General features: G+C 62.3%; 7 protein-coding genes and 4 pseudogenes. 6 read left to right on the top strand and 5 right to left on the bottom strand.

Features of this window, described 5'->3' with window-relative positions; all coding sequences use genetic code 11:
* Window positions 1-83 precede the first annotated feature (83 nt).
* Window positions 84-1,013 carry a penicillin-insensitive murein endopeptidase gene (gene mepA / locus ONR75_RS30450; protein WP_265080533.1) on the top strand — a complete coding sequence of 310 codons (930 nt, stop codon included), beginning with the start codon at window positions 84-86 and terminating at the stop codon, window positions 1,011-1,013.
* A 15-nt stretch (window positions 1,014-1,028) separates the two neighbouring features.
* Here the strand turns inward: mepA and ONR75_RS30455 are convergent.
* Window positions 1,029-2,821, bottom strand: a pseudogene (locus ONR75_RS30455) (potassium/proton antiporter).
* Between the two features lie 223 nt (window positions 2,822-3,044).
* On the opposite strand from ONR75_RS30455, the gene ONR75_RS30460 reads away from it, so the two are divergent.
* The 5 genes and pseudogenes from ONR75_RS30460 (at window position 3,045) to ONR75_RS30480 (ending at window position 8,185) form a co-directional block, all read left to right on the top strand.
* Window positions 3,045-4,358: a mechanosensitive ion channel family protein gene (locus ONR75_RS30460; protein WP_265080534.1), complete on the top strand. Its 1,314-nt coding sequence runs from the start codon at window positions 3,045-3,047 to the stop codon at window positions 4,356-4,358.
* Window positions 4,359-4,362: 4 nt separating this feature from the next.
* Window positions 4,363-5,121 (top strand): DNA/RNA nuclease SfsA, encoded by a 759-nt coding sequence (gene sfsA, locus ONR75_RS30465; protein WP_265080535.1) that lies wholly within the window; start codon window positions 4,363-4,365, stop codon window positions 5,119-5,121.
* A gap of 53 nt (window positions 5,122-5,174) precedes the next feature.
* Window positions 5,175-5,999 carry a type I methionyl aminopeptidase gene (map, locus tag ONR75_RS30470; RefSeq protein WP_265080536.1) on the top strand — a complete coding sequence of 275 codons (825 nt, stop codon included), beginning with the start codon at window positions 5,175-5,177 and terminating at the stop codon, window positions 5,997-5,999.
* Window positions 6,000-6,194: 195 nt separating this feature from the next.
* A pseudogene (locus ONR75_RS30475) lies at window positions 6,195-6,777 on the top strand (JAB domain-containing protein); the annotation flags it as partial.
* Window positions 6,778-6,944: 167 nt separating this feature from the next.
* Window positions 6,945-8,185 (top strand): annotated as a pseudogene (locus tag ONR75_RS30480) (tyrosine-type recombinase/integrase).
* 750 nt (window positions 8,186-8,935) lie between these two features.
* Here the strand turns inward: ONR75_RS30480 and ONR75_RS30485 are convergent.
* The 4 genes and pseudogenes from ONR75_RS30485 to ONR75_RS30500 form a co-directional block, all read right to left on the bottom strand.
* Window positions 8,936-9,204: pseudogene (locus tag ONR75_RS30485) on the bottom strand (recombinase family protein); the annotation flags it as partial.
* A 194-nt stretch (window positions 9,205-9,398) separates the two neighbouring features.
* A complete protein-coding gene (locus ONR75_RS30490; protein WP_265080537.1) occupies window positions 9,399-10,619 on the bottom strand; it encodes a multidrug effflux MFS transporter in 1,221 nt (406 codons plus the stop codon).
* Between the two features lie 207 nt (window positions 10,620-10,826).
* Complete coding sequence (locus ONR75_RS30495; RefSeq protein WP_265080538.1) at window positions 10,827-11,870, bottom strand: linear amide C-N hydrolase; 1,044 nt, start codon at window positions 11,868-11,870, stop codon at window positions 10,827-10,829.
* 429 nt (window positions 11,871-12,299) lie between these two features.
* On the bottom strand, window positions 12,300-13,505 hold the full coding sequence (locus ONR75_RS30500) for an alpha/beta hydrolase family protein (protein ID WP_265080539.1): 1,206 nt from the start codon (window positions 13,503-13,505) through the stop codon (window positions 12,300-12,302).
* Between the last annotated feature and the right edge of the window lie 309 nt (window positions 13,506-13,814).

Raw genomic sequence — 13,814 nt, forward strand, 5'->3', positions numbered from 1 at the left:
ATTCGGCACAAGCGCGTCCGCCTCTTGTCGGAATCGCTGCGCCCTGCTCACATCCGACTCCTGCGAAAGATGAAGTGACGCTCATGACCACACGGCTGATTTTCGCCTTGCTGCTGATGTCGCCCATGCTGGCCCATGGCGCGATGGCGCAGGACAAGGGCAGCGTCGATCCAAAGCCATTGCCGCCGCTGGCCAACCCCAACGATCCGCACATCGGCGCCAAGGAGCTGTTCGGCCGCAAGGTGTTGCCGGCCCGGCTGCCGACCCAGGCGATCGGTTTTTATGCCAAGGGCTGCATCGCCGGCGCCGAGGCGCTGCCGATCAATGGCGACACCTGGCAGGTGATGCGGCTGTCGCGCAACCGCAACTGGGCGCATCCCGACATGGTGGCGCTGCTGGAACGACTGTCCGCCAGGGCGCACAAGGTGGCCGGCTGGCCGGGCCTGCTGGTCGGCGACATGTCGCAGCCGCGCGGCGGCCCGATGATCACCGGCCACGCCAGCCACCAGGTCGGCCTCGATGCCGACATCTGGCTGACGCCGATGCCGAACCGGAGACTGTCGCGCAACGAGCGCGAAGAGATGTCGGCGGTGATGATGGTCCGCCGCGACCGGCTCGATATCGATCCCGCCGCGTGGACGCCGAGTCATCTGTCGGTGATCCGCGCCGCGGCGCAGGAGCCGAGCGTGGAGCGCATCTTCGTCAACGCCGCCATCAAGAAGGCGCTGTGCCGCGAAGCCAAGGGTGACCGCAGCTGGCTGTCGAAAGTCCGTCCGATGTACGGCCACGACTATCATTTCCATGTCCGCATCAAATGTCCGCTGGGCAGCACAGCCTGCGAGCCGCAGCCGCCGCCGACCGACAGCGAAGGCTGCGCCGCCAGCGATTTCGCCTACTGGTTCAGCGACTCCGTGCTGCATCCCAGGCAGCCGGCCACGCCGCCCAAACCGAAGCCGCCGATGACGCTGGCAGAACTGCCGCCCGCATGCCGCCAAGTGCTTGCGGCGCCGTGAGTAGCGCAGGCGCGCTCAGTAGCCTGCCAGCGACGCCCAGATCGCGGCCGTCTTGCGCTTCAGCTTGCCGCCCGGCGTCAGCCTGACCGCGGGCACTTCGTCCTCCGGCAGCCGTAGTCCGACCACATTGACGCGGCCGCCGCCGAGGCTGCGCGCCACCAGCACGATAGTGTCGAGCGGCAGCGTGGCGCCTACAGTGGGCGCGTGGTCGAGATGCACATCGAAATAATCCGCCAGCGTCAGCGCGGCCTGATCGGGATCCACCGAGACGCCGTAGATGTTGGCCAAGTCGCCCAGCGTGATGTCGCCCAGCACCATGAAATCGCCAAGCAGATGCGGGTCTGGCGCTGTGCTCGGCGGCATGTCGACGAAGAAGCGATCCAGTGACTCCGCCTTTTCCGGCGGAGCCAGGAGATAGATGTAGTCGCCGGCAGCGACCGGCTCGGCCTCGGCGGGCGACAGGATGCGCTGATCGCGGATGACGAGAGTCGGCTTCGACCAGGACGGGATCAGCCCACGCTTCAGATACAGACTCTTCGGCCGCACTGCATAGCCGACCAGCTGCTGTTCGAGCTGGCCGGGCAGATCGAGCTCGATGCGCCGCGGCCCCTTGTCGGTGCGCGGCAGCGCCACGTGGAGTTTCCGCGCGGCGAAGGCCAGCGTCCAGCCCTGCAGCAACAGCGAGATGATAACCACGACGAAGGCGACGTCGAAATACAGATAGGCCTTGGGCAATTCGACCAGCATCGGGATCGACGCCAGAAAGATCGCCACCGCACCGCGCAGCCCGACCCAGGCCACGAACATCTTCTCACGCCAGTTGAAGCGGAACGGCGCGAGGCACAGGAACACCGCGACCGGACGCGCCACCAGCATCAGCACCAGCGCCACCCCGACCGCCGGCAGCATACTGCCGAGCAGGCGCTGCGGCGACACCAGCAGGCCGAGCAGCACGAACATCACGATCTGCGCCAGCCAGGTGGCGGCATCGAGAAACGCCACCACCGAATTATGCGCGCGGGTCGGCCGGTTGCCGATGATGATGCCGGCGAGATAGACCGCGAGAAATCCAGAGGCATGGGCGATCTGCGACATCCCGAAGATCACCAGCGCCGCGGTGCAGACGAAGGGGGCATGGAGCCCCTGCGGCAATGCGACCCGGTTCAGCGCCAGCACCACGAGGCGGCCGCCGACCACACCGATCAGGGCGCCGAGCGCTACCTCCTGGCTGAATTCCATGGCCACGTGCCAGATCGACGTGCCGCCCACGGAAATCAGCTTCACCAGCGCCAGGGTGAGAAATACCGCGAACGGATCGTTGGTGCCGGATTCCACTTCCAGCGTGGCACCGACGCGCGGGCGCAGGCGCAGCCCCTGCGCGTGGACCAGCAGGAAAACCGCGGCAGCGTCGGTTGAGGCGACGACGGCGCCCACCAGCAGTGCCTCGACCCAGTTGAGGTCGAGCGCATATTTGGCCACCGGCGCGGTGATCAGCGCTGTCAGCAGCACGCCGACGGTCGCCAGCAGCATCGACGGCGCCAGTACGGTGCGAATGCTCTGAAACCGGGTTTTCAATCCGCCGTCGAACAGGATCAGCGCCAGCGACACCGAGCCCACCAGATAGGTCAGGCGCACATCGTCAAACCGCAGCTGGCCCGGGCCGGAGTCACCGGCCAGCATGCCGATGAGCAGGAACATCAGCAGCAGGGGGCGCCGAAGCGCAGCGCCAGCAGGCTCGACAGGATACCGGCCATGACCAGGACCGCGCCGAGCAGGATGGCAATGCTGACTGAATCAAGTGAGGCCATAAGGCTCCGTCTTCGCAAATAGCTGCAGTTGCATCCTTATCGCCGTCACCCATTGCCGCCAAACGTTTTCTGACAGGCACGTCAAAGCACCCGATTCACTGCTATTCCTGCCCATGGGACGCTACACAGATGGCGCAGCCACGGTGCTTGTGTGAACCTGCGCGGTATTCGAATCAAATATGCGACACGGGCCCCGCCCCCCGCAGGAGACGAGACGTCGACGATGTTTGACCTGACCGACATCCATGAATTCGTGCTGGCGCTCGGTCGCTCCCTCGGTGCGGAGATCGCGTCGCCTTGGTTCTACATGCAGCTCGGCCTGATGCTGGCCGGCGCCGGGATCGCCTTCGCCGTGGGTGCGGGCGTGCGCGCCCGGCTCGACACCACCTCGCTGGCCATGGGGTGGCCGGCTCCGCTGCGCCTTTTCATGCGGGTCTTCATCAGCTGCGCCTCGACCGTGGTGTTCGCCCTGCTGATGGCGGTGGCGCGCGTCGTGATGGTCAGCGCGACCTGGCCCAGCCGCAGCTACCTTCTGGTGATCTCCGCCAAGCTGGCGCTGGCCTGGCTGATCATTCGCCTGGTCACCAGCGTCATCCGCAACGAGTTCATCGTCCGCCTTGTCGCCATATCGGCCTGGCTGGTGGCCGCGCTCAGCATTGTCGGCCAGCTCGGCCCGACCATCGACGCGCTGGATTCGGTGGCGATCGATCTCGGCGGCCTGCGGCTGACCCCGCTGCTGCTGATCAAGCTCGGCGTCTTGCTCGCGGTGGCGCTGTGGCTGTCGAACCTGACCAGCAACTTCCTCGAAGTCCGGATCCGCCAGTCGCGTGACCTGACGCCGTCGATCCAGGTGCTGCTGGTCAAGATGGTCAGGCTGGCGTTGATGCTGCTGGCCATCACCATGGTCATGAGCGCCGTGGGCATCAACCTGTCGGCACTGGCGATCTTCTCCGGCGCGATCGGCGTCGGCATCGGTTTCGGTCTGCAGAAGATCGTCGCCAATTTCATCAGCGGAGTCATCCTGCTGGCCGACAAGTCGGTGAAGCCCGGCGACCTCGTCACCATCGGCGACAGCTCCGGCCGGATCAGCGCGATGAACACGCGCTACATCTCGGTCGCCGCCGGCGACGGCCGCGAATTCCTGATTCCCAACGAGGACCTGATCACCCAGAAGGTGGTGAACTGGACCTACACCGACAAGAACACGCTGGTGAAAGTCAATTTCGGCACCAATTACGACGCCGATCCGCGGCTGGTCTGCCAGCTCGCCATCGATATCGCTGCGGCGTCGCCGCGCGCGACAAAGCCGAAGCCGCCGAACTGCCTGCTCACCGAATTCGCCGAGGCCGGCATGAAATTCTCGCTGACGTTCTGGATCGCCGATCCGGACGGCATGGACGCGGTGAAAAGCGACGTGATGCTGGCCCTGTGGGACGCGTTCAAGCGCGAGGGAATCCGCGTCCCCTATCCGGTGCGCGAGATCCGCATTCGCGGCGGCGCGCTGCCGGTGGAGACCACCGTCGAAGTCCAGAGTTGAGCGCATGCGATTTGCGGCCGAACTGATCCCCGCAACGCTGCTGCGGCGCTACAAGCGTTTCCTCGCCGACGTCGAGCTGGCCGATGGCACACAGCTCACCGTGCATGTCGCCAATCCCGGCGCCATGATGGGCCTGCAGGCGCCGGGCGCCCGCGTCTGGCTATCGAAGTCGCCGAGCGTCACGCGCAAGCTGCCGTATTCGTGGGAGCTGATCGAGGTCGATTTCGGCGGCGGCGCCGAACTGGTCGGGGTCAACACCATGCACCCCAACGCCATCGTGGCAGAGGCGCTGGCCGGAGGCGCCATCCCGGAACTTGCCGGCTACGCCAGCATCCGCCGCGAGGTAAAATATGGTGAAGCCTCCCGGGTCGATTTCCTGCTTGAGGACCCGACGCGGCCGCCCTGCTATGTCGAGGTCAAGAACGTCCACATGATGCGCCGGCCCGGCCTTGCCGAGTTCCCGGACTCGGTGACCGCCCGCGGCGCCCGCCACCTCGACGAACTGGCCATCGTCGCGGCGGCCGGTGCCCGCGCGGTGATGCTGTTCGTGATCCAGATCGGCTCTTCTACGGCCTTCGCCCTGGCCCGCGACATCGATCCGGCCTATGGCCGGGCGTTCGACGCCGCGCGCGCCACTGGGGTCGAGGCGATCGCCTACACCTGCAGGATCGCCCATGACGGGCTGTTTCTGGCCGAATCTGTGCCGATCGAGTCGCAAAAGCCGGCTATCGGGCGTCCGCAGGGCAACTCCGGCTTGCGCTGACCGCCCCGATCACTAAATTGGGTCCAGTCATTCATTCCCCGGCAAATCATCCTATGAGCTACGTCGAAGCTTCCGAAGCATCCCTGCGCAAAACCGGGCAGATCAAGCTGCACGGTCCCGGCGCCTTTGCCGCCATGCGCAAGGCGGGCGCACTGACATCGCTATGCCTCGACGAACTGACCGATGTGGTCAAGCCCGGCGTCCTGACCTCGCAGATCGACATTTTCGTCCGCGAATTCGCCTTCAGCCACGGCGCCTATCCGGCGACCCTGATGTATCGCGGCTACCGCTACTCCACCTGCATCTCGATCAACCACGTTGTCTGCCATGGCATGCCCGGCGACCGCGTGCTGAAGGAAGGCGACATCGTCAACGTCGATGTCACCTTCATCGTCGACGGCTGGTACGGCGATTCCAGCCGGATGTACGCCATCGGGCCGATCGCCCGGAAGGCCGAACGGCTGATCGAGGTGACCTACGAATCCCTGATGCGCGGCATCGCCGCGGTGAAGCCGGGCGCCACCACCGGCGATATCGGCCATGCCATCCAGAGCTTCGTCGAACCGCAGCAGATGAGCGTGGTGCGTGATTTCTGCGGCCACGGTCTCGGCCGCATGTTCCACGACGAGCCGAACATCATCCATGTCGGCCGTCCCGGCGAAGGCGTCCCGCTGAAGCCCGGCATGCTGTTCACCATCGAGCCGATGATCAATCTCGGCAAGCCGCATGTGAAGATCCTGTCCGACGGCTGGACTGCGGTGACCCGCGACCGCTCGCTGTCCGCGCAGTTCGAACACACCGTCGGCGTCACCGCCACCGGCGTCGAGATATTCACCTTGTCGAAGCGGCACAACGAACAGCCGCCGTCCGCGGCCTGATCTCTCCGTCCTCATCCTGAGGAGCGCGCCCTTGCGCGCGTCTCGAAGGATGGCTGTCACGTCCCAAGGTTCGAGAGGGCACCACAAGGCGCCTCCTCACCATGACGGACAATGGTCAATCGCGGCAATTCGTAGTTGCAAAAGCTGCCGGGCACGGCATGCTGACGGGCACCGTTCACCGACCCCGTTGCGTCCATGCCCGCAGATGCCAAGCAGCCTAGCGCCGCCCTCCCCGGACTCGACGAAGCACCGCATTATCACGGCCATCGCGAGCGCTTGCGTGAGCGTTTTCGCGGCGCCGGCGCCGACGCGCTCAGCGACTATGAACTGATGGAGATGGTGCTGTTCCGGGCGCTGCCGCGGCGCGACGTCAAGCCGCTGGCCAAGGCGCTGATCGGCAAGTTCGGCTCGTTTGCCGAGGCGGTCCACGCGCCGGAGGCCCGGTTGCGTGAAATTGCCGGTCTCGGCGAATCCACCATCATCGAGATCAAGCTGATCGCCGCAGCCGCCAGCCGCGTCGCCAGGGGCCAGTTGAAACAGCGCACGGTGCTGTCGTCATGGGCCACGGTGATCGACTATTGCCGCACCGCCATGGCCTTCGCCGACAAGGAACAGTTCCGCGTCCTGTTTCTCGACAAGCGCAACCAGCTGATATCCGACGAGGTGCAGCAGGTCGGCACCGTCGACCACACGCCGGTCTATCCCCGCGAGGTGGTGAAGCGTGCCCTGGAGCTCTCCGCCACCGCGATCATCATGGTGCACAACCACCCATCTCGCTCTTCAAAGTCACGATCGATCACGTTCAATTACATTGAATCATTGATCTTTTTATCCTTGCGCACTGGGGACGGAGCTTGGCGTATTGGGGGCTGTTCTTGTCGATCGAAAGCACTACTGTCCCCAATCGCCGAGACTATACCGCCCCCAACTTCACAAGAGTTCGTCATGCCCAGCCTCACCGACGGAGCCGTTCGCCAAGCTATCAAGCGCGTGGAGAAATCCGGGAAGCAGGAAAGTCTTGCGGATGGCGAAGGTCGCGGGACCGGTCGACTCGTGCTTGTGCTGAAGGCAATGCCCAAGCGCGTCACGGCCGAGTGGATGGCCCAGCAATGGCGCGACGGGAAACGCACGAAGGCGAAACTCGGCAACTATCCGTCGATGTCGCTCGCGCAAGCCCGTGAGGTCTTTAAGCGCGACTATGCTGATCTGATCCAGAAAGGTCGTAGCATCAAGATTGCTACGGATACGCGTCCAGGCACCGTCGCCGATCTGTTCGAAGCCTACGTGCAGTATTTGAAAGATAACGGCAAACCTTCGTGGATTGATGTTGAGAAAGGCTTGAACAAAGTCGCCGACACGCTTGGGCGCAACCGCCTTGCCCGCGGGATAGAGCCTGACGAGGTCGCGGAGGTCATTCGCCCCATCTGCGACCGAGGCGCTCGTGTCATGGCGGACCATGTCCGCAGTTACATCCGCTCAGCCTATGGTTGGGGCATGAAGTCCGAACACGATTATCGGAACGCCTCCCTCGCCGCTTTCAACTCGTCTATAATCCCGCAGCAGGCATCCCTACCGAACCGAAGAATATCGGAACGCGCTGGCTGGATGAGGACGAATTCGTCCAGCTATATCGCTGGCTCGAATGTCCGGATACTCCGGTGCATCCGCCTTATACCCGCGCCGTCCGCCTTCTGATGCTGACGGGACAGCGCGTCGAGGAGATTGCTCGCCTTCATGTCGATCAATGGGATGCGGATGAACGCATCATCGACTGGTCGAAAACAAAGAATAGCACGCCGCATGCCATTCCCGTCCCCATGTTAGCAGCCGAGCTGATCGATTCGATCAAGCCCAACGCCCATGGCTGGTTCTTTCCATCGGCGATGGATCCCACCAAGCCCGTCAGCCACAATACACTTTACAGCTTCATCTGGCGGCAACCTGACCGCGGTGTGATCCCGGTTGTTGCCAACAGGGATTTGCGCCGCACCTGGAAAACGCTCGCCGGCAAGGCTGGTCTTTCGAAGGAAATCAGGGATCGGCTGCAAAATCACGCACTGCATGATGTCAGCTCCAAGAACTACGACCGCTGGAACTACATGCCGGAGAAGCGTACTGGCATGAAGAAATGGGACAAGTTCGTCACCGGCCTGCTCAACAGGGAGCAAAACCGTAGAGCAGCTTGACGGTCAATTCTACGCAACAGCAGGTTGTGATTTTCTCGAGAACCAAGCAGATGTTTCAGACCTTAGCTACTTGGCTTGAAAAGAGACGCACCATTCGGCGGCGGTACCAAGCCGATGCGCGCATACTGCTTGTCGACGATGAGCCCGGCACCTACTACGCGGCGCAACGTCTAGCGGCTCGCAGTCGAAGCGCAGGTAACATGGCCGAATTCTGGCATTGGGCGAAGGTGGCGTCTGAGGTGGCACGTTTATCACCTCACACAGAAATGGATCTGCACGTCGTCCAAACCATAGCGGATGAAGAGCAATCTCGTGTCCGACGCTGAGTGCACATCTGCACATGGCTGTCGGAACCTGATGACGGATCTATTTCAGAAGCCTGATGACGCGAGCGAGCGCAAGAACGCAACACATTAGCTACCAAGCCTTTACAGTAATCTGGATTCAGTCTGATCCTCGCTGAGAGCCGCCCCAGGAGCGCGATAGGTTCAAATCGGGGAGGCGCAACCACCGATACCGACATTCGCGATGGTGGCCGTCTGAAGCGGACAGTCCCTACGTCCCGAACGCAGTTAACTTCCTCTAAGCTGTTTATTTCTCTCGTTGCGACAAGTGTTTCCGTCTCGTTTTGTTCACGGTCGTTTCACCCAATTCGTTGCGATTTCGTTGCGGCATTTCTTAACGCGAACGGCGACCGCTCAGACGTTACTATGTGGGGGATTTGAGCGCGCTTGCTGGGACTCGCCTAAGGTCCAACCGGCCGCGCAAACCGCGATGGGTCTTAGCAGCGAGGTCCTTCCGGAACAGGGCATTCATCGTTCCTTTGAGGCCGACATGAAGCTCAGAGATTTCGCCTTCAGCCAGAGTGACGATCTGCACGCCGGCGAAACGCAGATGCTTGAACAGTGTCGCCACATCGCCTGATCGCGAGAGACGCGATCCAATGCCTCGGCAAGCACAATGTCGAACCCCGCGGGCGACAATTTTCCGATGTCACGGTTGCCCTGAATAGCCGGGCGCTGAACCATCCCAGGAATCGGGTAAATGTCCGTTGCCGGGGAAGACCCTGAAGGAATCTGCTCCGTTTGAGTATTTCGCTGCCCCGCGGCCGTGCGGGCGCACATGTCGATTTCGGGATCGCGGGGCAACACCGACACTCCCGCACGCTCCCAATCTCCAAAGAGATGCCGACTGAGGTGGCTCGGGTTCTTTGTTAACGAAGCGCTGCGGTTTCGTTCTCCGTCGCCGCGAGGCGTCGGCCGAGCATCCAGGTCGCGGTGGCGAGAAGACCGCAGGCGAAGATGACGCCGGTCATCGGATAGGCGGTGCCGTTCTGGAGGGCGGCGACGACACTGCTCGCAGCGAAGGCCAAGCCGAATTGCAGCACGCCGATCAGGGCGGAGCCGCTGCCTGACTCCACGCCGGCCTCGGTCATGGCGACAGCGGCGGAATTCGATCCGATGACGGCGACCGAGGCCATGGTAACCCAGAGGGCGGCGACCAACCAGAACAGGTGGCCCGTCGCGGCGACGGAGAGCAGCACGAGGCCCGAGACGAGATTGAACGCCAGGGACCAGGACAGCAGCGTCCGCGTGTTCCACCATTCGAGCATCATGCGATTGGCCTGGGCCGCGACGATCAATCCGAAAGAGATGGCGCCGAAGAGATAGCCGAAGGTCTGTTCGCTCACACCGTATTTTTGGATGAAGACGAAGGAGGAGCCGCCGATGAAGGCAAACAGGCTCGCCTGCGCCAGGCCGCCAACGAGGGTCGGCACCAGGAACGCCGGGCAGCGGAGAAGTCGCCAGTAGTCGCTGAAGGCGCTGCCCAGGCCCGAGGTCTTACGCTTCTCCTTCGGTAGCGTTTCAGGCAGGAAGACGATCGTCAACGCGCCGCAGGCCAGCCCGAACAGCAGGATGAGGACGAAGAGGAAGCGCCAGTTCGCCACGGCGAGGATCAGGCCGCCGATCGTCGGGGCGACGATGGGGCCGACGGTCATGACGATCATCAGCAACGACAGGGCCTTGGCACTGTCGCGTTCCTCGAAAAGATCATTGACGATCGCACGCCCCACGATCATGCCGGCACATCCGCCGACGGCTTGGAGAAAGCGGGCCACCGTGAAGACGTGAATATCGGAGGTGCCGAGGCAGACGATCGTCATCGCGACATAGAGGCCGATGCCGACGAGCAGTGGCAGACGCCGCCCCCATCGGTCAATGAGCGGGCCGTAGAAGGCCTGGCCGACGGCGAGCCCGAGGAAGAAGACCGAGAGCGTGTTCTGAATGCTGTCGTCACCAACGCCGAAGGAGACGGCGAGCAGGTGGAATCCGGGCAGATAGAGGTCCGTCGCCATCGGCGCGAAGGCCGAGAGCATGCCGAGCACGATGAGGATGACGGTCGACGAGGCGGGGTGAGTGGGTTTGTGTGTCATTCTAGAGAAATCAAAGACCTATGGGCAAGACGTTCAAGGATTTCAAGTGGCCGGCGGGCGACGAACGACGATGATGAGCGCTATGTCTACGCTATAGCCCTCTAATGCTGCACACGATGAACCTATCGATCCAACAGCCAAGCTGCTCCCAAATTCCACAAGGCTGCGCATCTCGCGCCGCAGTTGCGATACGCTTGGCGTCCTCTGTTACTGCGACAGGAACTTGAAAGGTTCGGTCGCGACGAACTTGTCCGATACTTCGCCCGCATAGATTGGACGGCCGGTGAGATCGAGGCGGCTGGGCTTCGAACCAGCCGAGAGCTTAAGTTTATCGAGATCAACCCAGAAGATCGACGGATTATAGGAAGATTCAAAGTAGTATCGCTTGGTGCTGATATCGGAGACCGACCGCCAGATGGTGCCGGCAATATTTGGTTTCCCTGCTTCGGTGAGGCCGAGCGGCACCGAGATGCTACGGATCAGTGAGAAGGATGTGGCAATTGCCAGGCGATTGTCTTTCTCCTTAGGCGCGGCGTTGAGAGCCCAGCTTGTCCGCACAAAGCGATCAGAGGAATTGATTGTTCCCGGCAGGAAAGACAGGCCGTCGATATTCTTCCAATAGGTCGCGATCGCCAATTGCTGATCGAAGGTCGGCGAGTTCGTCATCACCGTGTATTTCGGGCTATGGTGAATAACGAGCTTGCCATTCAGATATTCGAAGATCGCGCTATCGCCCGTGGCATCCGCCAGAGAGAGATGTCCACCCGCCGCACTGCCATCGGGAAGCGCCGGTGCGACAACGGCAAAGGGTTCCTTGGAGAGCGCCTCCACGGCGTCGGCTACGGTTGCGAAGTTATCTAGCACATATTGCGTCCAAGCGCCGACCGACATGAGCGGCTTGCCCGCAGTCTTGGCATCCCCGTAATCCGTCTCGACAAGATAGAGTGTGTTGGCAACGAGGCCGGCGGAATTCATGCCTTCGACAGTGGCGACATTATAGAAAGATGCGATCACAGAACCATATTTCGACGTCCAGCTCATGGAACCCTGCCCCAGGCCGCCATCACGCTTCATGCCCTGGGGAAAAGCCCACAGGTCGGTTTTGGGGTCTTCCATCCAATCCATCGAGCGACCGACGACGAAGGTTTTGTTCCCCGTCTCATAGATAAAGCGGGTGCAGGCATTGGCGACAACACTCACGAACGTGATCGCGGCGCAGACGATCGGGCCGATGGCGCGAAGCTTCTTCATGAGACGGTCCTCTTCCAGGGTATCAGGGCGTGACAAGCCAAGGGCTTCCAGGGACTCGGTAGTCTCTGTTCAGCATATTTTCTGTCACAAAAGACACTTGCGATTTCGTTAGCATGGAACGGTGCCGCGGCTATCAGGCGAATACAGTAGGAACGGAGCATCCTTACCCAAGTGGTCCGCACACAGAATTTCGACCGAGGGGCCGCGAAACGCGTCTTTTGGCTTCTGGTGTAAATCGGCGCAGCGTCCCGAAGCCGATCGGTGGGCTAAGCCATTGATCTAAAGAGCGGTGGAGGGGTCGATCTTGGACGCTTTTTCACATTTGGGAATCCTGAATGTACGATCCGACTTAGTCCATGTACAGCAGCCTCATACGGCGCGAGGGCTGTGGCGCAGAATAGCGCGCAGATGGGTGGGTTTCCCTTTCGATCACTCAAGGTAGGTGTGGAACCACTTCAACAAATTGTCTGAGCCGCGAAGCGTTGATGCGTCGCCGTAGAGACCCGCGAGAAACGTCGCGCGGTGACTGCCGCCCGCAACCGGAACCCCGCTCGCAAACCTGCCGCCTGCAGCCAGTGCGCGGAAAACCATCGCAGGATGGATTGCCTCGTCCGCCAGGCCGTAGTGGAAGCGGATCGGTGCGTCGTAGTTCCAGTAGGAGGCGCGATTGGCTGCCAGGTGCCTAAGGAAGGCGCTGTTGCGATCGTCGGTCGCGTGATCGAAGAACTCCGGAACCAACAGGTCTGAACCGGCGGGGAACGCCTTGTTTGGGTCGAAGTCGGTCTGATAGTCCTTCCAGTAGTTGAGAGCCATATCCTGGAATTCCGGCCGGACCGCGCTCCGCAGAAGCCCAGTCAATTTGTACTGAAGCTCATAGCTGCCCAGGGCAACGATCATGCACAGCGATATCCAGTTCGGCAGCGCCGGATAGGACGTCACGCCCCTAGGCAAGGCGAATGTCTGAAAACCGGCCCAGAAACTCCAGGCTTCGTTGAGGTCATTGAACGGGCTGGCTACGGCGGTCGCCGCGATCGGGCGGGATTTTGCCCGTAATGCCTGATGCAGCCATTGTGTGTTGAGTGCGCCCTGCGACCAGCCATGCAGGAAAAGCTTGGATGACCTGTGGCCCAACGATCGCATCGCGTCCTGTCCCGCTGCAAGAATGTCGATGCAGGTGCTGACGCTTACGCCTTTGACCGCGTAGCCTTCGCCGCGGCCGTCGCGGAACGGTCCCTTGCCGACGTAATCGGCTGCTATGACGGCATAGCCGCGCCCCGCGAATCGCTGAACATCGAAGAGCGTTTCAAGCGAGTCCGCCGCGTCGGTCAATTCATACGCCGGGTCGGCGAGACGCGTGAGGTTAGAAGGCACTTGATCGAACGACAAGATTGTGCCGTGCTGCCAGGACACGAGAGGCAGTTCGCCCTTGATGCCGGCAGGTACAGCCAGTAGACCGCTGATCTTCAGCCTCTCGCCGGTCTCAGGGACCACCGTATGCGTGACGATGCGGTGAAGATCGACATCAAAGCGCGCCCCGTCCTTTTGCGCGTCAAAGGACGGCAGGACGGTGGGCTTGTTGAACAGGGAAAGGCCTTGGCGACCTGAGCATCCAGCCGCGCGGCGCTCACGCGGCATGAGCGATCGATGCCGGCCCGCCCCAGCCTGCCTTCGCCCGCGGCCAGCGCCGGCGTCGCGCCAGCGCATAAAGCGGCGGCGGTGGCCCCGGCACCGAGGAGGAGCGCCCGCCGCGGCAGGTCGAGGCCGCCCTTTGACGCCTGCGATTGCGTCGTCTGCGACGGGCGAGGGACGGCATTCGGGAGGGACGCCATGCTCGATTCCTTCGGTTCGTTTGGAGGGGAGGTCTTGTCATTGCCGAAGCGGCCCTGACAAGGCGATCATCCGCCCGCAAGCTCTTCTCGACACCCTCTGCTGACTTGCGGCGTG

The organism is Rhodopseudomonas sp. P2A-2r (genome assembly GCF_026015985.1).
In the GTDB taxonomy this organism is placed as follows: domain Bacteria; phylum Pseudomonadota; class Alphaproteobacteria; order Rhizobiales; family Xanthobacteraceae; genus Tardiphaga.